Annotated in this window: 21 protein-coding genes; 10 read left to right on the forward strand and 11 right to left on the reverse strand. The window is 63.6% G+C overall.

Translation table 11 applies throughout. The features are described from left to right. Nucleotides 1-99 precede the first annotated feature (99 nt). Complete coding sequence (locus CH275_RS17205; protein ID WP_094679560.1) at nucleotides 100-879, reverse strand: hypothetical protein; 780 nt, start codon at nucleotides 877-879, stop codon at nucleotides 100-102. A gap of 15 nt (nucleotides 880-894) precedes the next feature. Then, nucleotides 895-1,398, reverse strand: a complete 504-nt coding sequence (locus CH275_RS17210; RefSeq protein WP_094679561.1) for a hypothetical protein — start codon at nucleotides 1,396-1,398, stop codon at nucleotides 895-897. Nucleotides 1,399-1,470: 72 nt separating this feature from the next. On the opposite strand from CH275_RS17210, the gene CH275_RS17215 reads away from it, so the two are divergent. Continuing rightward, a complete protein-coding gene (locus tag CH275_RS17215) occupies nucleotides 1,471-2,994 on the forward strand; it encodes an SAM-dependent methyltransferase (protein WP_179276202.1) in 1,524 nt (507 codons plus the stop codon). Here the strand turns inward: CH275_RS17215 and CH275_RS17220 are convergent. Then, nucleotides 2,978-3,220, reverse strand: coding sequence for an ArsR/SmtB family transcription factor (locus CH275_RS17220; RefSeq protein ID WP_373453721.1), 243 nt, complete (start codon nucleotides 3,218-3,220; stop codon nucleotides 2,978-2,980). The two genes, CH275_RS17215 and CH275_RS17220, sit on opposite strands and share 17 nt — an antisense overlap. Before the next feature lie 163 nt (nucleotides 3,221-3,383). Here CH275_RS17220 and CH275_RS17225 point away from each other — a divergent pair, with 163 nt between their 5' ends. Beyond that, the gene (locus tag CH275_RS17225; protein WP_094679563.1) at nucleotides 3,384-4,433 is read left to right on the forward strand and encodes an SDR family oxidoreductase; all 1,050 of its coding nucleotides are present in this window, start codon (nucleotides 3,384-3,386) and stop codon (nucleotides 4,431-4,433) included. A gap of 79 nt (nucleotides 4,434-4,512) precedes the next feature. After that, complete coding sequence (locus CH275_RS17230) at nucleotides 4,513-5,304, forward strand: acyl-CoA thioesterase (protein WP_094679564.1); 792 nt, start codon at nucleotides 4,513-4,515, stop codon at nucleotides 5,302-5,304. Here the strand turns inward: CH275_RS17230 and CH275_RS17235 are convergent. The 4 genes from CH275_RS17235 to CH275_RS17250 form a co-directional block, all read right to left on the reverse strand. Beyond that, nucleotides 5,292-6,767 carry a mannitol dehydrogenase family protein gene (locus tag CH275_RS17235; RefSeq protein WP_094679565.1) on the reverse strand — a complete coding sequence of 492 codons (1,476 nt, stop codon included), beginning with the start codon at nucleotides 6,765-6,767 and terminating at the stop codon, nucleotides 5,292-5,294. The genes CH275_RS17230 and CH275_RS17235 overlap by 13 nt on opposite strands. Nucleotides 6,768-6,874: 107 nt before the next feature. Continuing rightward, complete coding sequence (locus CH275_RS17240) at nucleotides 6,875-7,846, reverse strand: ABC transporter substrate-binding protein (protein ID WP_094679566.1); 972 nt, start codon at nucleotides 7,844-7,846, stop codon at nucleotides 6,875-6,877. A 53-nt stretch (nucleotides 7,847-7,899) separates the two neighbouring features. Further along, nucleotides 7,900-8,997 carry an ABC transporter permease gene (locus CH275_RS17245; protein ID WP_094679567.1) on the reverse strand — a complete coding sequence of 366 codons (1,098 nt, stop codon included), beginning with the start codon at nucleotides 8,995-8,997 and terminating at the stop codon, nucleotides 7,900-7,902. Beyond that, on the reverse strand, nucleotides 8,994-9,773 hold the full coding sequence (locus CH275_RS17250) for an ATP-binding cassette domain-containing protein (RefSeq protein ID WP_094679568.1): 780 nt from the start codon (nucleotides 9,771-9,773) through the stop codon (nucleotides 8,994-8,996). Before CH275_RS17250 ends, CH275_RS17245 begins: the two co-directional genes overlap by 4 nt. A 405-nt stretch (nucleotides 9,774-10,178) precedes the next feature. Here CH275_RS17250 and CH275_RS17255 point away from each other — a divergent pair, with 405 nt between their 5' ends. Then, nucleotides 10,179-10,904, forward strand: a complete 726-nt coding sequence (locus tag CH275_RS17255) for an SDR family oxidoreductase (protein ID WP_094679569.1) — start codon at nucleotides 10,179-10,181, stop codon at nucleotides 10,902-10,904. A 31-nt stretch (nucleotides 10,905-10,935) separates the two neighbouring features. Beyond that, the gene (locus CH275_RS17260; protein WP_094679570.1) at nucleotides 10,936-11,943 is read left to right on the forward strand and encodes a LacI family DNA-binding transcriptional regulator; all 1,008 of its coding nucleotides are present in this window, start codon (nucleotides 10,936-10,938) and stop codon (nucleotides 11,941-11,943) included. Here the strand turns inward: CH275_RS17260 and CH275_RS17265 are convergent. Beyond that, complete coding sequence (locus tag CH275_RS17265) at nucleotides 11,928-12,482, reverse strand: AAA family ATPase (protein ID WP_179276203.1); 555 nt, start codon at nucleotides 12,480-12,482, stop codon at nucleotides 11,928-11,930. The genes CH275_RS17260 and CH275_RS17265 overlap by 16 nt on opposite strands. 102 nt (nucleotides 12,483-12,584) lie before the next feature. Between CH275_RS17265 and CH275_RS17270 the strand changes: the two genes are divergently transcribed. The 5 genes from CH275_RS17270 (at nucleotide 12,585) to CH275_RS17290 (ending at nucleotide 18,771) form a co-directional block, all read left to right on the forward strand. Beyond that, a complete protein-coding gene (locus CH275_RS17270; RefSeq protein WP_179276204.1) occupies nucleotides 12,585-13,589 on the forward strand; it encodes a LacI family DNA-binding transcriptional regulator in 1,005 nt (334 codons plus the stop codon). Between the two features lie 10 nt (nucleotides 13,590-13,599). Then, nucleotides 13,600-14,955 carry an FGGY-family carbohydrate kinase gene (locus CH275_RS17275; RefSeq protein WP_218828802.1) on the forward strand — a complete coding sequence of 452 codons (1,356 nt, stop codon included), beginning with the start codon at nucleotides 13,600-13,602 and terminating at the stop codon, nucleotides 14,953-14,955. A gap of 70 nt (nucleotides 14,956-15,025) precedes the next feature. Then, nucleotides 15,026-15,910 (forward strand): tagatose-bisphosphate aldolase, encoded by an 885-nt coding sequence (locus tag CH275_RS17280; RefSeq protein WP_094679573.1) that lies wholly within the window; start codon nucleotides 15,026-15,028, stop codon nucleotides 15,908-15,910. Nucleotides 15,911-15,997: 87 nt separating this feature from the next. Next, nucleotides 15,998-17,077, forward strand: coding sequence for an alpha/beta hydrolase (locus tag CH275_RS17285; RefSeq protein WP_094679574.1), 1,080 nt, complete (start codon nucleotides 15,998-16,000; stop codon nucleotides 17,075-17,077). A gap of 68 nt (nucleotides 17,078-17,145) precedes the next feature. Then, on the forward strand, nucleotides 17,146-18,771 hold the full coding sequence (locus CH275_RS17290) for a long-chain fatty acid--CoA ligase (RefSeq protein ID WP_094679575.1): 1,626 nt from the start codon (nucleotides 17,146-17,148) through the stop codon (nucleotides 18,769-18,771). A 78-nt stretch (nucleotides 18,772-18,849) separates the two neighbouring features. On the opposite strand, the gene aztD is transcribed toward CH275_RS17290, so the two are convergent. The 3 genes from aztD to CH275_RS17305 form a co-directional block, all read right to left on the reverse strand. Next, a complete protein-coding gene (gene aztD, locus CH275_RS17295; protein ID WP_094679576.1) occupies nucleotides 18,850-20,085 on the reverse strand; it encodes a zinc metallochaperone AztD in 1,236 nt (411 codons plus the stop codon). 83 nt (nucleotides 20,086-20,168) lie between these two features. Beyond that, nucleotides 20,169-21,065: a zinc ABC transporter substrate-binding protein AztC gene (gene aztC / locus CH275_RS17300; protein WP_094679577.1), complete on the reverse strand. Its 897-nt coding sequence runs from the start codon at nucleotides 21,063-21,065 to the stop codon at nucleotides 20,169-20,171. Continuing rightward, nucleotides 21,062-22,285, reverse strand: a complete 1,224-nt coding sequence (locus tag CH275_RS17305; protein ID WP_256991086.1) for a hypothetical protein — start codon at nucleotides 22,283-22,285, stop codon at nucleotides 21,062-21,064. Before CH275_RS17305 ends, aztC begins: the two co-directional genes overlap by 4 nt. Nucleotides 22,286-22,316: the final 31 nt, after the last annotated feature.

Genomic DNA, 22,316 nt, shown 5'->3' on the forward strand with positions numbered 1-22,316 from the left:
TGTAGGTGTCAGACACACCCCACGGCCGATCCTCGTACTCGACCGCCGGCCAAGCCGACACGTCAGGATCGTCCACCATCGGTGGATCGAATGTGCACGTCAGCGCTGACCGGAATCCCCGAGCTTTTCTGCCGCCTCACGCAATTGCACTCCGATGCGATCGGTTGCCTCGTCGAACAGATCTCGCGCTGCGCTGAGATTCAAGGACGCCAGCTCGTCGCTCTCGCGCTCCTCGAGCTCGGCGAAGTCGGGAGACCCGTGATGCTCGATCCACCGCATCTTCTCGAGTTCCTTCTCGATGTCCATCAGTCCGTCCAGATACGAGCGCAATGCAGTCAATCGCAAGATCAGGGTGCGTTGACGATCGGCGAGTGCTTCGGTCCGCCGGGCGTACATCGCTTGCACCTCGGCATCTTTGGCGAGGTGGCCCGACGGTGGGCCGCCGAGACGATCGAGGGCGGCCTGAAGCAGTCCTGCGCTGCGCGCAACCGAGGCAACTTCCGCAGACAGGTCGATGCGCACGATCCGGTGCGCTACGTCGTCCGCCGTCCACGCCGCCAGACCCTCGATAGCGGTGGCCAGAGCAGCGACGACGTAGACGACACTGCCCGTCACCGTCTTGCGGAGGCTCTCGAGCTCTGCGACGTCTGCCTGTCCTCGACTTGCCGGCTGCCGATCCACGACCTTCCGCACTCTGTCGAGCCGGGTTGCAGTCGGGGGGTCATGCAGAGTCGAGGTGGCGGCAAGACGCCAGGAGGTGAGTGCATCTCGGACGAAGTGGCCGTGCGCACCACCCCACGCCGGCTTGCCGAGATCGACCACTGCGTCGTCGATCGCACGCTGGTCCTTCGACCGACGATCGAACGGATTCCATGCCATCCGAACTCTCCTGACTCAATCACTCGGTATGCGGTATCGGTTGCCTTTGATCAGATACGCGACGTACCCCAGGACGGCCACGAGGAAGGAGGCCGTCGGTGCCACAAGAATCCAGCCGTTGACGGAGTCTCCCGTGGTCGAACCCGACACGACAACCATCCAGGCAAGCAGCAACGCAGTTGCCGAGCCGATCCAGTCGAAGTCCTCGGCCATCTTTCGATTCAGTTCGGGTCGATGCTCGGCAGTTGTCCAGTATTCATGCATTCGCCTACTCGGCATGTTCACCATCCGGGCAGGGACCTTGGGCAACCACCAAGCGACGCTCGCAAAGAAGCCGATCAAGAGCATTCCGATGCCGCCGGTCGTCAATAGGAACGATGATTTCGATTCCATCCGGTCGATCTGTCCCCAGCCGGTGAAGTGTGCCGGCACCTGGTCGTCTGCCGTTGTCCCCACCCAGATCAGCGCCCCGACGAACACAAGAGTGGACAGCAGCAAGACTCCTCGCGACAGCTTCATCCCGGTCCACTTTAGTGCCTGCGGCAGTGGCGTGACGCTGTACCTCTGGATCGCTCCGTAGACTCTGCTCCCGTGCCACGGAAGGCACACACCGCACCACTGCCGGAGGCACCGATGCCCAACAACGAGTTCGGGGACTTCCAGACCCCGATCGAGTTGGCGCGCGCATTGGTGAGCACTCTGCCTCGGCGACAGTGGACTCGCGTCCTCGAACCCACCTGTGGTGTCGGAAATTTCATGTCGGTCATCGGCGAGCACCACTCCGACGCAGAACGCGTCGGAATCGAAGTGCAGCCCGAGTACGCCGCGGCCGCATCGACATTCGGCAGAGTGATCACTGCATCGATTTTCGATTTCGATCTGGCACGAGACATCGAATGGACATCGGCGCCGGGCCCGACTCTCGTCGTCGGAAACCCACCATGGGTCACCAACTCCCAGCTGTCCGTACTCGATTCCGCCAACAGACCTGCTCGCGTGAACACCGCCAACGCCCGTGGAATCGATGCGATCACCGGAAGCTCCAATTTCGATATCGCAGAGTACATCTGGATCAAACTGTTGACCGAGTTCGCCGACAGGCCCACCACCATCGCGATGATCTGCAAGACCCAGGTGGCGCGCAATGTTCTGTTGCACAGCGCCAGGCGCAACCTTCCCGTCACCGGCTCGAGTCTGCGGTCGATCGATGCCAAGAAGTGGTTCGACGCCGGAGTGGACGCCTGCTGGTTCGTCGTCGAGCTCGGACCCGGGATGCCCGACTACACCGCACAGACGTACCCGACCATCGAATCACCGCACCCGACCACAAGAATCGGCGTGGTCGACGGGCAACTCGTCGCGGACATCGACGCCTACGAGCGCAGCAAGCAGTTCGACGGAGTCAGTCCGCTGATGTGGCGTCAGGGAATCAAGCACGACGCGTCATCGGTGATGGAACTGGCCGAGAACGGTGGCCCGCGAACCAAACTCGGCAACGCGGTGGACGTAGAGCAGGACTTCCTGTTTCCCCTGTTCAAGTGCACCGATGTCTACCGTGACAAGCTCAACGACGTGTCCCGCTGGATGATCGTGCCACAATCGCACACCGGTGACGACACCGCACAATTGGCGAACAGCGCGCCGAAATTGTGGAAGTACCTGAACGACAACGCAGCTGCGCTCGACAGCCGCAAGTCGTCCATCTACCGAAACCGCGCCCGGTTCTGCATCTTCGGCGTCGGTCCGTATACGTTCTCGCCCTACAAGATTGCGATCTCCGGCTTCCACAAGATTCCTCGGTTCAGGATGGTCGGCCCCTACGACGGCAAACCTGCGGTCTTCGACGACGCCACATACCTGTTGCCGTTCGAGGACCCAGCAACCTGTGCCGTCGCATATGCGTTGCTGACGAGCGAGGAGGCAAACGATCTTGTTGCTGCACTGGCATTCTGGGACAGCAAGCGACCGGTGACCAAGAAGCTCCTGCAACGCATCGACTTACGAGCGATCGCCCGCGAGACCGACCGGGAATCAGTGCGGCATCGAGCTCTGTCGGCGCATCCGATCGCCGACTCTATCGATCAGGCCATCGACTTCTTCAGAGATCGGACCTGATCGTTTCGGCCAGTCGCTCGAGGTAGTCGGCGTTGCGTTTGTAGTGCACCCAGGGACCGATTTTGGTGCTCGTCACCAGCTGGGCGCGTTGCAGCACGGCCATGTATTGCGACGCCGTGGACTGCGAGACCCCCGCCCGCGATTGAATGTGCTTGAGGCACACGCCCACGTCCTCGGCGGGTTCGAGTTGGGGCGGGAAGTCGCTCGGATCCTTGAGCCACTGCATGATCGCCAATCGCGCAGGATTGCTGAGCGCACCGAACACTGCCGCGAGCTCAGCGGGGTCCAGTTCGTCAGCCACCCCCGAAGCCTACTCCCATATCGCGATATCCCGATCTGTGGTCTACTAGCGACATCGCAATATCGCGATATCCAGATAGGAGAAGGTCATGTCACGGGTAGCAGTAGTGGTCGGAGCAAAAGGAGTGATCGGCGGCAACTTGGTCGACCACCTTCAGCGAACCGGCGAGTGGGACATCGTCGGGCTCTCGCGGCGCGGCGGAACCGATCGCGGTCGCGTCCGGCACATCGCGGTGGATCTGCTCGACGCCGACGAGACTCACCGCCGACTGGCGGAGCTGACCGACGTCACGCACATCTTCTACGCCGCCTACCAAGAGAGACCGACCTGGGCCGAACTCGTCGCCCCCAATCTCGCGATGCTCGTCAACGTGGTCACGGCCATCGAGAAGAACTCACCGGACCTCGAGCACGTGAGCCTGATGCAGGGATACAAGGTGTACGGCGCGCACCTCGGCCCCTTCACAACGCCTGCACGGGAATCCGATCCACCCCACATGCCGCCCGAGTTCAACGTCGATCAGCAGCAGTTTCTCGAGGAGCAGCAGGTCGGCAAGCGGTGGACGTGGTCGGCCATTCGGCCGTCGGTGGTGTGCGGCATCGCGCTCGGTAACCCGATGAACCTGGCCACGGTGATCGCCGTGTACGCCACCATGTGCAAGAAACTGAGTGTGCCGATGCGGTTTCCTGGCAAGCCCGGTGCCTTCGGCTCGTTGCTCGAAATGACCGATGCAACGCTTCTGGCCGAGGCGACAGTATGGGCGGCCACGACGCCGAACTGCGCGAATCAGGCCTTCAACATCACCAACGGCGACATGTTTCGCTGGAGCGGGATGTGGCCACGCATCGCAGGTCTCTTCGATCTCGACACCGCAACCCCGTTGCCGATGTCCCTCGCAGATGTCATGGCAGACAAGGAGACGCTGTGGGATTCCATCGTCGCCGAGCACGGACTACAGACGATTCATTATTCCGACGTATCGTGCTGGGCATTCGGTGATTTCGTGTTCTCCTGGGACTACGACGTCATCGCCGACGGGTCCAAGGCCCGCCGCATGGGATTTCATCGTTTCGTCGACACCGAAGAGATGTTCGCCGGGATCTTCGCCGAGCTGCGCAGGCAGCGAATCATTCCGTGAGGAGCCACCCTGCATGCCGTGTCCGTGAGCCGGATAGTTTGAATCGGCACCAACGCCGATCGAGACCTACGGGAGAACAATGCATCCGTTCGACACAGCAGTGGCACTCGAGACCGTCACCGACGGCACGTACCGCGGTAGGACGTCGGCACCGTACAACAACATGGTCGGCCCGTTCGGGGGCCTCACCGCCGCAACATTCATCCGCGCCATCGAGCTGCATCCCGAAAGCCTCGGTTCACCCGTCTCGCTGACGGTGAACTTCGCCGGTCCCGTGGCCGAGGGCGAATTCGATATCTCGGCGCGTGCCGTGCGGACCAACCGAAGCAATCAACACTGGTATCTCGAACTGACTCAGGGTGGTGAGGTCGCCACCACAGCAACCGCAGTCTTCGGCACTCGGCGCGACACCTGGGACACCATCGAGGCGACGGCACCGACCGTCCCCTCCCCCGCCGACACTCCTCGAGGCGACTTTCCCGACGCCATCGCCTGGGCGCAGAACTACGAGATGCGTTTCGTGGCAGGCTCTCTGAACGACCAGGAATCCGCAGACTCGACCGAGACCCTGTGGATTCGAGATGCACCGACGCGTCCGTTGGACTTTCCGGCGCTGACGTCACTCAGTGATGTGTTCTACCCCAGGATCTTTCAGCGTCTCGGTCGCTACGTTCCGGCGGGCACCATCTCGCTGACGACCCACTTCTTCGCGACGCCCGAAGACCTCGAACGCCACTCCGACGGGTACGTCCTCGGCACTGCCCGAGCGCGCCGCTTCCACCGGGGTTACTTCGACCAGACGGCCGAACTGTGGACCGAGGGCGGGACATTGCTGGCGACGAGTCACCAGGTGGTCTACTACAAGGCCTGACCGACCGACTGTTCCAGAACCCGCCGCACGGCTCCGCGAGCTCCGCTGTCCTGAAGCGAGCGCTTGGCCTTCTGATACGCGCCGCGTAGACGCGGGCTGGTCGACAGATCACCGAACACAGCGGTATTGGTCAAGAATGCGCCAGGGTTGTCGTGGTCTTCCCAGGACAGCCGCTGCAGCTGTTCGGCATACGCGTCGATCATCGGCACGTCCCCGCGCTCGTAGACACCGCACCACGCTGCGAGTATCAACGCGCAGTGGTCGACGCATCGATCCTGGGCCAGCAGATCGCGGATCACCGGCAGTACGAACTTCGGAATGCGGGCGGACGCGTCGACGATCTGGCGCTCGAGCGTGTCGCGAACGGCGAGGCTGGAAAAGCGTTGCAGCAGTTGGTCCATGTAGGCATCGATGTCGATTCCCGGGACAGGGGCGAGCGTGGGTGCCGCCTCGCTGCGCATGTACGACGCCACGAACTCGTGCAGGTCGGGACTGGCCATCACCTCGTGCACGTGGGTGTACCCGGCGAGTATGCCGAGGTAGCTCATGGCCTGATGGGACCCGTTGAGCAGCCGCAGTTTCATGTGTTCGTACGGCGCGACGTCGGCGACGAGTTGCACGCCCACGTCGTCGAACGGTGGCCGCCCGAACGAGAAGGTGTCTTCGACCACCCACTGCGAGAACGATTCCGATCGCACCGGCCATCGATCATCGATACCGAACTCGACGCGGACGTCGTCGACGACCGCCGGAGTGGTTGCTGGAGTGATGCGGTCGACCATCGAGTTGGGAAAGGCGACGGTGGCATCGATCCAGTCGGCGAGGTCGGCGTCGTGATGGCGGGCGAACGAGGTCAATGCCGTTCGGGTGACGGACCCGTTGTGGACGATGTTGTCGCACGACATCACAGTGAAGGGCGGGATCCCGTGGTGTCTGCGGGTGGCGAGCGCAACGGTCAGGAAGCCGAACACGCTGGTCGGCACCGACAGATCCTTGAGGTCGCGGAGAACCGCACGGTCGGTGGGCGCGAATTCTCCTGTGGCGTCGTCGACGCCGTAACCGGACTCGGTGATCGTCAGCGACACGATCATCGTCGACGGCGAGCCGAGAATGTCGAGTACACCCTGCGGATCGTCGGGCGCGAAGACGAAATCTGCCACCGAACCGATGACGCGTGCATCCTGCCGACCGTTCGGATCGACGGTCACCACCGTGTACAGGTGGTCTTGGGCGTCGAGCACATTCCCGATCTCCCTGTCCCCCGGCATGACTCCCACGCCGCACAGCGCCCAGTCGAGGTGCCCGGCCCCGAGAAGGCGGTCGAAGTACACCGCCTGATGAGCGCGATGAAACGCACCGACACCGAAATGAACGACGCCACAGTGCAACTCGTCGAGATCGTACGCGGGCTTCGCGACGCTCGCGGGCAGGTGCTCCAAGGTGGTGCGGCGAAGCTCGGTCATGACAGGGTCCTCGGGTCGGCTGGAGGTGAGACGGAGTTGGTGAGCGGTGGCGCTCCCGGGCATGTTCGGCCACCAGGAGCACCACCGCAGTTCATGGAGTCGACAGGTCAGCAGGAAGACTTGTAGACGTACTGCGCACCGTCGCTGTCGATGTTCTCGGCGGTGATGACATGGAAGCCGGTGGAGATGTCTGCTGTGACGGGCTTGCCGTCGATCGCGGCCATGGCCTGCTCCACCCCGTCGGTGCCGATCGTGTCGGGCTGCTGGGCGATCAGAGCCTGCACGGTTCCCTCACGCAGCTGCTTGACCTGAGCGGGACCGGCATCGAATCCGACGATCTTGACCTGGTCCTGCTTGCCTGCCTGCCGGACGCCCGTCGCGGTGCCCTCGGCTGCGAACGTGTTGGCGGCGAAGATGCCGACGATGTCGGGGTCCTTGGCCAGGGCGGCAGAGACCAGACGAGCGGCTTCGGCCGGGTCGTTGTGGCTGTACTGCACTCCGAGGTAGTCGAACGCCGGGTTGGCTCCGACGGCTTCCTCGAAGCCGGCCACTCGGGCGTCGGCGGTGGAGATACCGGGGTCGGTGGAGATGACCAGAACCTTGCCGCCGGAGGGATTGAGCCCTTCGATGGCGTTGAACGCTTCCGCTCCGCCGCCCTTGTTGTCGGAGGAAATCGAGGACACCGCGATGGACGGGTCTTCCAGGGTGGTGTCGACGAGGACGACCTTGATGCCGGCCTTCGCGGCGGCAGCCAACGGTGCCTGCATGGCTGCGACGTCGGTCGGAGCGATCAGAATGGCCGACGGCCGCGATGCGACAACGGAATCCACGATCGGCTTCTGCAGGGTGGGATCGAACTTCACCGGGCCCTGGGTGTCGACGGTGACGCCCGCCTCCTTGGCCGCAGCTTCGATTCCGCACTGCATGCTGATGTAGAACTCGTCGCCGCTCACGCCCTGGATGAAGGCGATCTTGCCGCTGCCGCCACCGCTTCCGGAGTCGGACGAACAACCCGCCAGGAACATGGCGGAGACCGAAGCGACACTCAGTGCAACGGCGGCGGTGCGTGATGTGATCATGGTCGACTTTCTTTCAAAGGGTTGTGAAGGAGGGAGAGGAGGACTGATCCGCGCTATGGACTTCGGGACCAGAGTTTCTTGAGCGAGCTTGGCGATTGACCTCGGCTCGCTGCGTCGCGACGACGCTGATCGAAGTACACGGCTGCGATCAGGACGGCACCGACGGCGACCTGCTGCCAGAACGGCTGCACTCCGACGATGACGAATCCGTTCTGCAACACAGCGGGAATGAAGAGTCCGACGACGGTGCCGAACATCGTGCCGATACCGCCGAAGAGGCTTGTTCCACCGATGACAACGGCCGCAATGACATTGAGGTTGGTCTGCGACTGACCCGCGATGGCGGTGGTGCCGTACTGCGAGAGCGACAGAATGCCTGCGAGTCCGGCGAGGGTACCCGAGAGTGCGTAGATCTTGACCAGATGCATGTCCACCTTGATGCCGACTCGACGAGCGGACTGTTCCTTCGAGCCGACGGCGAACGTGTAGAGGCCGAACTTGGTGCGATGCAGCACGATTCCGAAAATCACCACGAGCACCAGGGCGATGCTCGAGATCAGTGGAATGGTGGTGGCCGGTAGATTTCCGTAACCGATCGTGTCGACCAGTACCGGTGGCACGTCACGGATGTCGACTCCGCCGGTGATGACCTGCGACAGCCCGAGAGCGCCGCCCAGGGTGCCGAGCGTGACGATCAGCGGAGGCACGTTGGCCTTGCCGATCAGGAACCCGTTGAGCAATCCCCAGCACAGGCCGCATCCCAGGGCCACCACGATTCCGATCGCAGCGACTCCCCATCCGTCGCCACCGACGGCCGCCATCGTCTTGGCCGAGACGACACCGGAGAAGACGAGAACCGATCCGACGGACAGATCGATGCCGCTGGTGACGATCACGAACGTCATACCTATTCCGAGGACGGCCAGGATGGAGACGTTCTGAATGATCTGCCGAATGTTGCCCCACTCGGGGAAGCTACCGGGAGCCATGATCGAGAACACGATGCAGATGGCGGCCAACACCAGGACGATCTGGAAGACCTGGACGCGAGCGAGGTTACGAAGCGATTCGACGAGGTCGAACGTGTGCTTCGACGGCTTCTCGCTCGGCGGCAACGGTTCGATGGATGGGGTGATGATCTGATTGCTCATCGTGTGGCTCCGGTGGTTGCGCCGGTCATCGCACCGACGAGTTCTTCCATGGTCGTGTTCTTGGCGTCGAGAGTGGCGACGCGTCTGCCCATCCGCAGCACTTGCACGCGGTCGGCGACCTCGATGACGTGTGGCATCGAGTGACTGATGAAGACCACCGCCACTCCTCGGTCTGCCACCCGACGAATGGTGTCGAGTACGTTGCGGGTCTGCACTACGCCGAGCGCAGCGGTCGGTTCGTCGAGAAACACGACGCCCTTGGCCCAGGCGACGGCACGGGCGATGGCGATGGCCTGCTGCTGTCCACCGGACATCGAACCGACCGGGACGGTCAGGCTGCGAACGGTGGCTCCGAGTTCGTCGAGAGCGGCCTGTGATTGCTTGCGCATCGTGGAGACATCGAGGAAACCCAGCCGGCCCAGCGGACCTTTCGCCGGCAACTCACGGCCCAGGAACATGTTCTGCTGAGCGTTCAGGTGCGGCGCGAGCGCGAGATCCTGGAACACCGTCTCGATGCCGAGTTCTGCTGCCACCGTCGGGCTGTCGAGATCGACCGCGGTGCCGTCGAACAGGATCTCGCCGGTGTCGACGGCCAGGCTGCCCGAGAGGGCTTTGACCAAGGTCGACTTGCCTGCGCCGTTGTCGCCGATGAGGGCGACGACCTCACCCGGGTAGATGTCGAAGTCGGCATCGTCGAGGGCGCGCACGTTTCCGAAGCTCCTCGACAATCCCCTCGCTTCGAGGATCGGTGTCGCAGCAGGTGCAACGGTGGCCATGGGTACTCCTTGGTCGAATCGAAAACCTTCAGATGGGGGATGGACACCCTCACCGACGCCGTACAGCACGGTCGGTGAACGTGATCTGCGAGGCAGCTCGAGCTCCCTGCGGGGCTCGTTGTGTAAACGAGTGTGACCCACGCAACCCGCGTTGTCACGTGTTTCGCGAAAATTCATGTCACCGGTGACATGACACAAACGCTGCACAAGGATTGCGCCGCAGTGTCGAACCGCTATCGGACCGGATGGTACCGTCTCTGAACTGCAGATATTTGCGATCTGGTCGATTTTCGACCCGACAGAAGCGCTCTGCGGTACCGTCCATGACACCGATGACATACCGCGCCGACGCGCAGCAGATGACATCGATGACATGACCACTCGGAACAGCAAAGGCAGACCCCCATGGCGAAGTTCGACGGCCGGAGAATATTGGTGACAGGTGCCAGCGGCGGCATCGGCTCTGCCACGGTGCGACGGCTGGTAGCCGATGGCGCCGATGTGGTCGCAGCCGGCCAGTCGGTCGATGCATTGGACAAGCTGGCCGACGAGACCGGTGCTCAGCCGCTGGCGTTCGACCTGACCTCAGAGGACAGCGTGCGCGATGCCGTTGCAGGCCTCGAGCTCTACGGGGTGGTGAACTGCGCCGGCTTCGGCGGCGAGATCGCAACGCCTCAGGACACCGACATCTCGATCTTCGACAAGGTCATCGCGATCAACGCACGTGGCGCACTGCTGGTGATCAAGTACACGGTGCCCGCGATGATCGCCGCCGGTGTCGGATCGATCGTCAACGTCTCGAGCCAGGCCAGCCTCGTCGCTCTCACGGGTCACATCTCCTACGGTTCGTCGAAAGCGGCCCTGGACAACATCACTCGCGTCTCCGCCCTCGAACTGGGCCGCCACGGTATCCGGGTCAACGGAGTCAATCCCACCGTGGTGATGACCGAGATGTCCGCGTTCTATTGGGGCCGACCGGAGATCGAGGAGCCGTTCCTGGCGCAGATGCCGCTGGGACGCTGGGCCACCGAGGACGAGATCGCCGCGCCGATTGCGTTCCTGTTGAGCGATGATGCTTCCATGGTGACCGGGGTGTCGTTGCCGGTGGACGGCGGCTACACCAGTCGATGACGAGCGGACGACGAGCAGACGGGGGTAGAACATGACCACCATGCAGGATGTCGCGGCACTGGCCAGAGTCAGTGCCAAGACCGTCTCACGGGTGTACAACAACGACCCGCACGTAGACCCCGACACGCGCGCTCGCGTCACCGATGCACTCGAGTCACTGAATTACGTGCCCAATTCGATGGCGACATCCTTTCGCAACGGCCAGGCTGCAGCTATCGGTGTCGCCGTACCCGATATCGACGATCCGTTCTTCTCCTCGATCGCTCGAGCAATCGAGGAACGCGCCCGCGAGGACGACATGGCCGTTCTGGTCACCAGTCTCGGCCACGACGGTGAGCACGAGCGGGCCCTGGTGGAGTCGCTGCTGCGGAGGCAGTTGAGCGGCTTGATCATCGCACCGACGGGTGCGGACCACTCATATCTGGAGCGCTGGATCGACAAGACACCGACAGTGTTCGTCGACCGGTCACCCGACGGCCTCAAAGCCGACAGCTTCGTCGACGACGACCACGGCGGGGCGGTGTTGGCCACCGATCATCTTCTCGATCTGGGCCATACCCGTATCGCCGTGATCGGCGACAGCGCAGGCATTCCCACCAGCCGCAATCGTCTGGCGGGATACCGAGAGTCGTTGCAGGAACGAGGGATCGACTTCGACGACGCTCTCGTGGCACTCGGAGTGCTGGGCCGTGACGATGCTCGCTCTGCGTTGACCGCACTGACGGCACTCGACGATCCACCGACTGCGCTGTTTCTGTCCAATGCGCGAGTGGCGATGGCGTGCGTGCCCGTACTGCAGCAGATGGACCTGCTCCATCTGGCGTTCGTCGGATTCGGCGACTTCCCTCTCGCCGATGCGGTGATGCCACCGGTGACGGTGATCGACCAGAATCCTGCTCGACTCGGTCGGTTGGCCATCGAGCGAATACTGGGACGGATCGAGAATCCGAGCAAGCGCTACAAGCGCCGAAACATCCTCGGCGTCGAGCTGATCGAGCGTCGATCCTGCACGCCCGGAACCGATCACCGCTGCGACTGATCCTCGAGCGCGTGCGCGACCAGATCGACCTGCAGTGGGGTCGGGAGCTCGGCATCGACACGTAGATGGGGAACGAGCGGCTTCTCGGCCGGGGCGTCCACCGCCCGATGTGCATCACGCTCCGCTCCGCGCGCGGCGCGTCGACGCGCCAGCAGCTCGGGTGAGCCGTCGACATGCACTACCAATGTCTCGGCCGGGGCCAGGTGCGAGACCAATCGTTCCCACTCCGCACCCGCCGTCAATTCACGGGTGAAGGGTGCGACCAAGACCGGCCGCTGACCGATCTCCACGAGGTCCCTTGCAGCAGCGAGCAATACGGCGTATCGGCCGGCCCGGATGCGATCCGAGTGCGGCCCCGCACTGTTCCAATGCGGCCCGTCCAACACCGAATCCAGCTCGTCGAGAAGCGGATTGGTGAGAGTATCCAAGTCGAGTAGAGCGGTTCTGAACCGTCTTGCCAGCTCTCTACCGAGTGTCGTCTTGCCACTTCCCGCAGCACCGGCCACGACCAGAACCGGCAGCCGTTCGCGATCGATCACGGAAACGTCTTGACAGACATGAGGCATAGCGGGAATCATACAAGACAACGTTGTCTCGCACCTTCACTACCGCAGACACACTTCCTTCGATCGAGAGTTCACGTGACCGAGCGCGCAAGCATCAAAGACGTCGCCGCATTGGCAGGCGTCAGCTTCAAGACCGTCTCCCGCGTCGTCAACGGCGTGGACACGGTCTTGCCCGAGCTCCGCGAACGCGTCGAAGCCGCGGTGCAGACACTGAACTACGTCCCCAATTCGGCCGCACGGTCACTCAAGTCGGGATCGGGCAACACCATCGGCATCGTCGTCGACTCCATCGACGACGTGTTCTTCGCTTCCCTGGTCAGTGCCGTCGAAGATCGAGCCCTCGAACACGGACTCGCGGTGATCGTCGGCAGCACCGGGTTCGATGCCCAACGCGAACGTGACCAACTCGCATTGTTGGCCGGCCAGCACGTCCGCGGCATCATCCTCGCGCCGGTCGGCGACCACAGCGATTTCCTCGTGCCGCGTCGTCGAACACTTCCGACGGTCACCATCGACCGTTCGATCGCGGGATTCGATTCGGTCATCGTCGACGACTACGGTGCCGCCAAACGGGCCGTCGAGAAATTGGTCGAGGGCGGCCACACCCGAATTGCGTTGCTCGGCTTCGACGATCGGCTGCAGACGGCACAGTTGCGCCGTGAGGCGTACTTCGATGTTCTCGCGGACCTCGGCCAGAAGCCGGACGCGGCACTTGCTCCCCCGGTGTCCCATGCCGCGGATTCGGTGCGGCCGGTGGTCAAAAAGCTGCTGGCACTGCGTAACCCGCCAACGGCCTTCTTCGTCGCCAATGCACGGCATGCCACGGCTGTCGTGTCGGTGCTGCACGAAATCGACCGCACCGATGTGGCGATGGTCTCGTTCGGCAACTTCTCGCTCGCCGACGCGGTCAGCCCATCGGTGACGTGTATCGACCAGGACCCGTACCGAATCGGCACACTGGCGTTCGGTCGCCTGGTGCAGCGTTTCGACGATCCCTACCTCGAACCCGAGCAACAGGTAGCGCCCACCACGCTGGTGGAAAGACTCTCGCATGCCCTCCCCCTACCCGTACAGAAATGAGACCAACTCCGTGAACCCCAGACTTGTTGCGGGACTGGACCTCGGGAGCACCGGCGTCAAAGTACTCGTCACCGACGATGCCGGAACCGAACTGCTCATCGAGCAGAGTCCGACACCGTGGCGGCACGGCCCGGGCGGAACCACCGACCTCGCCGCCGAGGACCTGCTGGCCACCATCGGGCAGTTGCTCGACGCCGTCGCTGTTCGACTACCAGAGGCGGCAGGCGATCCCACGGCCCGCATCGACGCCATTGCAGTGTCCGGGATGGGCGAGACCGGCTTCCTTCTCGATGAAGACAACGTTGTCCGCGCACCGGCCTTCGCCTGGTTCGATCCGCGCGGTCAGGAGCAGGTCGACGCCCTGCCGGCCGAGTTGCGCGATCGATTCGCCGGCAAGACGGGACTTCCCGTCGGCGTGCAGGTCTCCGTCGTCAAAATCGCGCATCTGCGCGACAACGGACTGAGCCTGAACGGGCTTCGCTGGTTCAACCTGCCGGAGTTCGTCGTACTGTCCCTCGGCGGGCGTGCGGTGGCCGATTTCTCACTGAGTTCGCGCACCGGACTCCTCGATCAGGACACGGGTGAGCCGTGGGCAGAGATGTTGGCGCACTTGGGCGTCGGTCCCGACTTCATGCCGCCGCTGGTCGACGCCGGAACAGATCTCGGAACTGCCGACGCACCAACACTCCACGAGACCATTGCCGGCGCTCGATTGACCGTGGCCGGACACGATCATCTCGTCTCCGCAGTATCCGGCGGAGCGATCCCCCACGACCGGTACCACGTGTCGATGGGTACCGCCGAGGTTCTGCTTCGGGTGCTCGACACCCCGTTGACCACCGACGCACGGAGCAGGCTGGCCGAGCATCTCATCAATTCGGTGCGCCACGTGGTGCCGGGCCAACACGTCCTCGTTGCGGGAGTGAAGACCGGTTTGCTGATGCGACGGGCGTTGCAGCTCTGCGACATCACCGATCGAGCCGGACGCGATCTACTGGATCAGCGAGTGTGCGCCTTGCCTGCGGGTGGTCCGTTCACCGACGGCGGTATCGACATCGCGGGTGCCCGCAACGACGACGGCGTTCTGTCCATCACGGTCCGCACCGACGGAATCGATTCGGCCGAGCTGTTCCGTTCGATTCTGTTGCACGGCAACGACGAAGTGGCTCAACTCATCGAGGCACTCGATGCCGAGGTCCCGCCTGCCAGAACGACATTGCTCACCGGCGGTTGGGCCGGGATGGCCAGCGTGCGACACGCACGAGCCCAGGTGTTGCCCGGCGTCTCGGTCTCGACCAGGTCCCAGGACACCGCCTACGGTGCAGCACTTTTCGCTGCGCGACTACTGACGCTCATAGAAATCTGAGCCCACATTTCTGCAGTGAGACAACGTTGTCTCGACTGCGCTCGACCCCAACACCCACCAGGAGAAGAAGATGAACGAACTCACCACCCTCGAACGTCGCGGAATGGCTGCCATCTCCACCGCGGCCGGCAACATGCTCATCGTCGCCGGAGATCAGCGCAACGGCATGAAGGCCGTCATGAAGGACGCCACCGACGGACCGGGCTCGATCACCGTCGAGCAACTCGCCGAGGCCAAGGCCGATCTGGTTCGCCACCTCGGCAATCACGCACCGGCGATCCTGCTGGACCCGGAGGTGGCACTGCCGAAGATCGTCGACGACGGTGTGCTCTCGCGCAACACCGCTTTGGTGGTCGGCATGGATGCATCGGGCTTCGAGGAGACCGACGGCCTGCGCTACACCCGCTTCGTGGACGGCGTCACCCCTCGCGTCGTGCGTGATCTCGGCGGCGACGTCGCCAAGATGCTGTTCTACATGCGCCCCGAGCAGCAGGGCGTCGACTCCCGCGTGGCCGAGGAGATCCGCGATCTCGTCAAGGCCTGCTCTGCCGAGGGTCTGCTGCTCATCGTCGAGATCCTGACCTACCAGCTCGAGGACGAGTCGGACGAGGACTACAAGGCCGGCTTCGGCAAGATCATCGCCGACTCCACCCGCATCTCGGTCGAGTGCGGTGCCAAGGTGCTCAAGCTCCCCTACCCCGGCTCCGCCGAGGCCTGCGCAGCCGTTACCGAAGCGGCACAGGGTGTTCCGTGGGCCGTGCTCTCGGCTGGTGTCGATCACGAGACGTTCATCGAGCAGGTCCGCATCGCCGTCGCCAACGGTGCCCGCGGAGCAATGGCAGGCCGTTCACTTTGGAAGGACAGCATGGCGGTGTCCGCCGAGACCCGCGAGGATCTGCTCACCAACCGCGCACTGCCTCGGCTGCGTGAGCTGAACGAGGCCGTCGACGCCTGATCCACGTTCTTCGACTCCACGTTCTTCGACCGAGTCCGGACGCACCGTCCCGGGCTCGGTCGACGCCGTTCTGGGTAGCGTGAACCCATGACGGACATTTCGAGGCACATCCAGATCGTCGTTGCCCCCGGCGTCTTCGCCGATCTCGCGACGGCGCAGGAACTGGTGAGCCAGACTCTTGCTGCTCGTGGTCTGACCGGTGGAATCGTCGATACCGCAACCGGTTCCGATGAGGTGATCGTCGTTCCAGGTGACGGAATCCCGATCGACATGTCGCCGTACACCAGTGTCGTTCGGGTCGATCTGGGTCAGTGCACACCGGACAGATCTCCAGGCATCCGCACTCACATTCGCGGCCGCGGACTCGACGGGCTGCGCTTCGCGATCGACAGCGTGTATTTCCACCGCTTCCACCCCGGCATGATCGTGTCGTACGGGGATCACCCGGAGCAGCGCGCCGAACTGCGCGTGCCGGTCGGTGATGGCCCCTTTCCCGTTGCCGTGCTCGTTCACGGTGGGTATTGGCGTGCGCGCTGGGAGTTCGATCTGATGGACGCGATGGCCGTCGATCTGACGGAGCGCGGCTTCGCGACGTGGAACGTCGAATACCGTCGCCCCGACGAACACGGGTGGGACACGATGACCGGGGACGTGTCCGCTGCCCTCGCTGCGCTGAACACCGCGCCCGGTGATCTGGATCTGTCTCGAACAGTTCTGTTCGGCCACTCGGCCGGCGGTCAACTTGCGCTGCGACTTGCGGCCGACTCGGCAGGAAAGCCGGTGTCACCCGCTCTCGCAGTGAGTCTGGCCGGGGTACTCGATCTGCGGGTCGGGGACGAGCGGTGGCTCGGCGAGGGCGCAGTGTCCGCTGCGATCGGTGCACGATGCGCCGGTGCCCAGGAGACCTACGAGGCGTCGTCGCCGATTTCGAGGCTTCCGCTCGGCGTCCCGCATCTTGTGGTGAGTGCACTGGACGACGACCCCAACCTGCTCGAGATCAGTCGGGCGTACTACGCCGCGGCGTCGGCCGGTTCCGATTCGGTCGCCTCGATCGAGGGCCCGGGCGGCCATTTCGCCGTCATCGATCCCGCGTCGGACATCTATCGGGACACCGTTCGCGAGGTCGACGCCCGAATCCGAGGTACCCGAGACCACGCGTCCGAGTAAGTCCGTATCGTGCATGGTGTGACGCGCAGCACAACGACGTGTATGCCGAGACTTCAGGAGCGAGATCGATGAAGAGCACCATGCAGGACACCCCACTGTCCATCGGCCAGCTGGTTCGATTCGGGACGTCCATTCACTCCTCGGCCGAGATCACCACCTGGACCGACAGCGGCCCCACCACTATGACGTTCGGCGAGTTGGGCAGGCGGGCAGCGCAACTGGCGCACGGTCTGCGGTCGATCGGCATCGACGACGATCAGCGCGTCGCGACGTTCATGTGGAACAACGCCCCGCACATGGAGGCGTACATGGCGATTCCCGCCATGGGCGCGGTGCTGCACACGCTGAACATTCGGCTCTTTCCCGAGCAGCTCACCTACATCGTCAACCATGCCGAGGATCAGGTGATCATCGCCGACGCGAGCCTGCTCCCCCTGTTGACGCCCCTGCTGCCGACGTTCGAGACCGTGCGCCATCTCATCGTCGTCGGCGTCGACCCTGCGCAGGTCACTGCACCCGACGGCATCGAGGTGCTGGGCTACGAGGACTTGCTGGCCGGCCAGCCGGAGGAGTTCGGCTGGCCCGAGCTCGACGAACGGTCCGCTGCCGCAATGTGTTACACCTCGGGCACCACCGGTGACCCCAAGGGGGTCGTGTACTCGCATCGCTCGATCTATCTGCACTCGATGCAGGGCTGTATGACCGACGCGATGGCAGTCGCGCAGTCCGACAAGGTGTTGGCCATCGTGCCGATGTTCCACGCGATGTCGTGGGGACTTCCCTATTCGGCGCTGATGGTCGGTGCGTCCCTGATCATGCCGGACAGATTTCTGCAGCCGGCTCCGTTGGCCGAGATGATGTCGACGCTGCGGCCGACGGCCGCTGCGGCGGTCCCGACGATCTGGCAGGCCCTGCTCGTGCATTTGGAGGAGCACCCGGCGGATCTGTCGAGTCTGCGCGACGTGGTGGTCGGCGGCAGCGCGTGCCCGCCGAGTTTGATGCGGGCATTCCACGAGAAGTACGGCGTGCACATCTCCCAGGCGTGGGGCATGACCGAGACCTCGCCACTGGGCACTTCCGGTAAGCCCGACGCGGGACTGTCCCCCGAGGACGAGTTCGACTTGCGCTGCACACAAGGCAGATTCGTGGCCGGAGTGCGAGCACGCCTCGTCGGCGACGCCGGTGAGGTGTTGCCGTGGGACGGCCAGGCCGTCGGCGAACTCGAGGTGCGTGGCCCGTGGATCACCGGTAGCTACTACCGCGCAGATGCAGACGACAAGTTCGACGACGGTTGGCTGCGGACCGGGGACGTGGGCACCATCTCCGAGGGCGGTTACCTACGGCTGACCGACCGTTCCAAGGACATCATCAAGTCCGGCGGAGAGTGGATCTCGTCGGTGGAGCTCGAGAACCAGGTGATGGGCCATCCGGCCGTGCGCGAAGCCGCCGTCATCGGTGTGCCCGACGCCAAGTGGGACGAACGGCCCCTGGTGGCTGTCGTTGTGCGCGAGGGCGCGTCGGTGACAGCCGAGGAGTTGAAGGAGTTCCTCGACAGTCGCGTCGCGCATTGGCAGTTGCCGGAGCGCTGGACCTTCATCGACGAGGTCCCGAAAACCAGTGTCGGCAAATACGACAAGAAGAGGCTGCGGAGTTCCCATGCCGACGGGGCGTTGGAGGTCATCGAGTTGGTGTAGCCACTCACTCCACTCTTGTGCGACAAGCCCGGTCGCTGCGCATCGTCAGCAGCGACCGGGCTTGTACTGTGCCGAGAACTATCCGGTCACTCCGGTCAGTTCGTTGGGCGTGTGAGCGAGTTCGCCGGTAGCCGTGACCGTTCCGGTAGCCAGGTCCACAGCATGGACTGAGTTGTCGGCAGGCTCGGACACGTAGGCGGTGCCGTCCTGGACGAACAGAGCCGGCCGCGGCTCCTGCCATTCGGTGGGCTCTTCCCACGCGTCGACCACCGGAATAGTCCGTGTGACGGCCTTGGTGTTCACGTCGATGACGTGCAGCGCACCGTCGGTACCGAGGACGATGGCCTCACCGGCCGGGCCACGCCCGAGGGAGCGGAACGTGTAGCTGGTGCCGAGGTCTACGAGTGACAATTCGCCGGTGACCGTGTTCGTCAGCGACACGCGGGTGGGACGCTCGAGTTCCGCATCGGGATCGACCTTGTAGTCGCCGAGGAGGATGGGTGACTTCTCGTCGCCGGCCTGGTTGCCGATGCGGCCGTAGACATCCGGGCTCTGTACCTTGGTGATGGCACCGTTGCGGTAGATAAGCAATCCGTCCTCGCAGCCGACGACGACGGTCTCGTCGGCGGCCACGGCTTCGCCGTGCACGCCTGGGCATTCTTCGTTGCGAGCGATCTCCTTGCGGTCGGCGTCGAGCACGACAATGCCGGTGCGCTCGTCCTCGTTGCCCACTGTCGTCAACAGCGATCCGTCCGAGAGCTCCACGGCCACACCGTGATGCGCCTCGGGCGTGGTGTAAACCTGGGTCTCGGGCTTGCTACCCGTGAGCAGTGCCGCGGAATCGAACACCTCGACCTTGCCGGTGCCGTCGTCGAACAGGACGGTCTTTCCGTCGTGACGAACGACGTGTCCCGGAGTTGTGGCATCGAACGCGATGTCGGTCATGGCGGGGGTCGAGGTGTAATGCGTCGAGCCTTCGGTCCAGGTGCCGGCATCGAGCGCCGTGAATGCGCCTGAGCCGCTGATGAACACATGGCGGCCGTCTCCAGCCGGGTTGAGACGAGTGAATCCCTCGATACCGCTGATGTCCTCGACGGTCTCCAGGGTCTGGGCGTCGAGAACCAGTACGCCGCCGTCGTAGCTGGTGGCAATACGCGGCGTCGCGTCCGAGACGCGCTGCGCGGCTGCGGTTTCAGCGGTGGTGGTGGACTCAGCTTCGGTGGCCGAGTCCGACGAGCAGGCCGCAAGTAGGGCCACCGAGGTGCCCAGGGCAATGACTGCGCCGACAGTTCGTTGAGTGCGATAGTTCTTCATGACTCAAAGAGGTACAGGTTTTTGCAAACGATTGTCAAAGAGCTTGATGCGCACGATTGCATGTGTCACAACATCTTTCGACTCTAGGACAGACCGATGGCGATAGCCGCAGTATTGAAATCCATCATGTCGAGGTATGTCGGAGCCTCGGAATTCTCGTCTCCGAGCGATTCGGTGTACAGCGAGACGACGTCGATCCGGATCCCGGCCTCCGACGCCATCACCTGCGCGAGTCGATCCGGTTGCGAGGTGTCGACGAAGATCGTCCGAACGCCTGCCTCCCTTACTGTGTCGGCGAGCTCCGACAGGTCGGACGCACTGGGAGACGCCAGAGTGGTCCCACTGGGAATCACAGCCCCCACCACCTCGAAGTCGTAGCGCTCCGCCAGGTAGCCGAACACGTGATGATTGGTCACGAGCTTGCGTTTCTCGGGAGCAATCACATCGAACTGCTCGGCCATTCGGGCGTCGAGTTCGACCAGTCGCGAATCATATTCAGTAGCAGCAGAATCGACATCAACGCCGTCGATGTTGTTCGTGATCGCGTCTCGGATCAGGGCGACCACGTCGCGCATCCGCTGCGGGTCGGTCCAGATGTGTGGGTCCTGCGCGCCCGACGATTGCCCGCTCACGTACGGAATCGGGTCGGCGGCCGGGCCGGCCTCGACAATCGGGATCCCCTCCGCGCGGGCCGCATCGACAGTCGACACGATGCCCTCCTCCAACCCCAGCCCGTTTGCTATCACCAGATCGGCTCGCGAGACGCGGGCGGCGTCCGAGGCCGAGATGTCGAACGAATGTGGGTCGGAGTTCGGCGGCATGAGCACCATCACCTCGGCCTGATCTCCGACGATGTTCGAGGTTATGTCTCCCAGAATATTGGTCGTCACCACGATCGTCGGTGCCCCAGAGCTCCCGGAATCGGCGCACGCACTCAGCAGTAGAAGCGCGGACAGTATCAGCAGCAGAACTCTTTTCACGATCCGACCACACCGATCGAGGCGGGAACGAAATCGAAGTCGAAGGTGCGCGCGACGCGGCCGCTGTCTCGATAGTCGATTTCGATCACGGCGTTCCCAGCCGGGTCTGCGACGTAGGCGCGAGTGCCCGCCACGTGAAGCGACGGCTTGGGGGCGGCCTCGTCGTACGGTGCCGACAGCACCGGCGTCGAGGAGATTTCGGCCCCGGTCACGGCGTCGAACACCCGAAATGTGCCGTCGGCCTGCAGAGAGAGAATGGTCTTGCCGTCGCTCGACACCCCGGTCGAGAGTGACTCACCCTCGGTGCGCGCCTGAACCCACTCGCCGGTTCTGGTGTCGAGCACAAGCACACCGGTCTCGGTCGGGGCCGCGACCAACGAGCCGCGTGTTCCTTCGGCGAAGGTGAACGCGCGAGCGTCCGGGTTCGGATACGCGAACTTCGTGGTGGAGAACTCGTCATTCGTCGCGTCCACCTTGACCACGCCGTCGGCGCAGGCCACCACGAAATAGCTCGAGAACACCGCCTCGCCGTGCATCTCGGGGCACGAAGCATCCAGCGCTCGAACAGGATTGCCCGCGGAGTCGCGTAGCTCGAGTCCGGTGGGCAGATCGTCCTCGGTGCCGCCGGTCGAGACGACGACGTGATCGGACAACGGGACGGCGATGCCATGGTGGGGATTGGTATCGACCGTTGCTGCGACGGTCGTGTCACCTGCACCGAGGGAATCGAATTCGACGACATCTGCCGTACCTGCACCGTCGAAGAAGACTGCAACCTTACGATCTCCCGCGATGACGTGGGCGGGGCTTTCTCCCTCGAGTGCACCGAGATCGACGGGATGCTTGGTGTACGAGTGCGAGTGGTCGCCGTGCTCGATGGTCCACGAGCCCGGGTCGAGAAAACGTGCTCGGTCGTCATCGGTCGCGACGATGTAGCGGCCGTTGATCGTCGTCACGCGCGATGCATTCTCGACGTCGAACGAATGCACGGTCGCTTCGGTGGCGAGATCGAGCACATCGATCTTGCCGGAATCCGCATCGGCCACAACGAGCCTCGGCACGGGACCTTGCACTTCGGTGGACCCGGCCTCGGCCGCCAGGTCGCTGCCCGGCTGAGCGGAACCAGTCGACTCGACGGGTGGGTCCTCGGCGGTGTCGGTACTGCCGCAACCGGCGACGACCAGTCCGAGGACTCCGAGGGTCAGAACACTTCTACGCACGCGCACCCACTCCAAACAATCTATTGATAAC

It is taken from the genome of Rhodococcus sp. 06-235-1A (assembly GCF_002258785.1).
Lineage (GTDB): Bacteria > Actinomycetota > Actinomycetes > Mycobacteriales > Mycobacteriaceae > Rhodococcoides.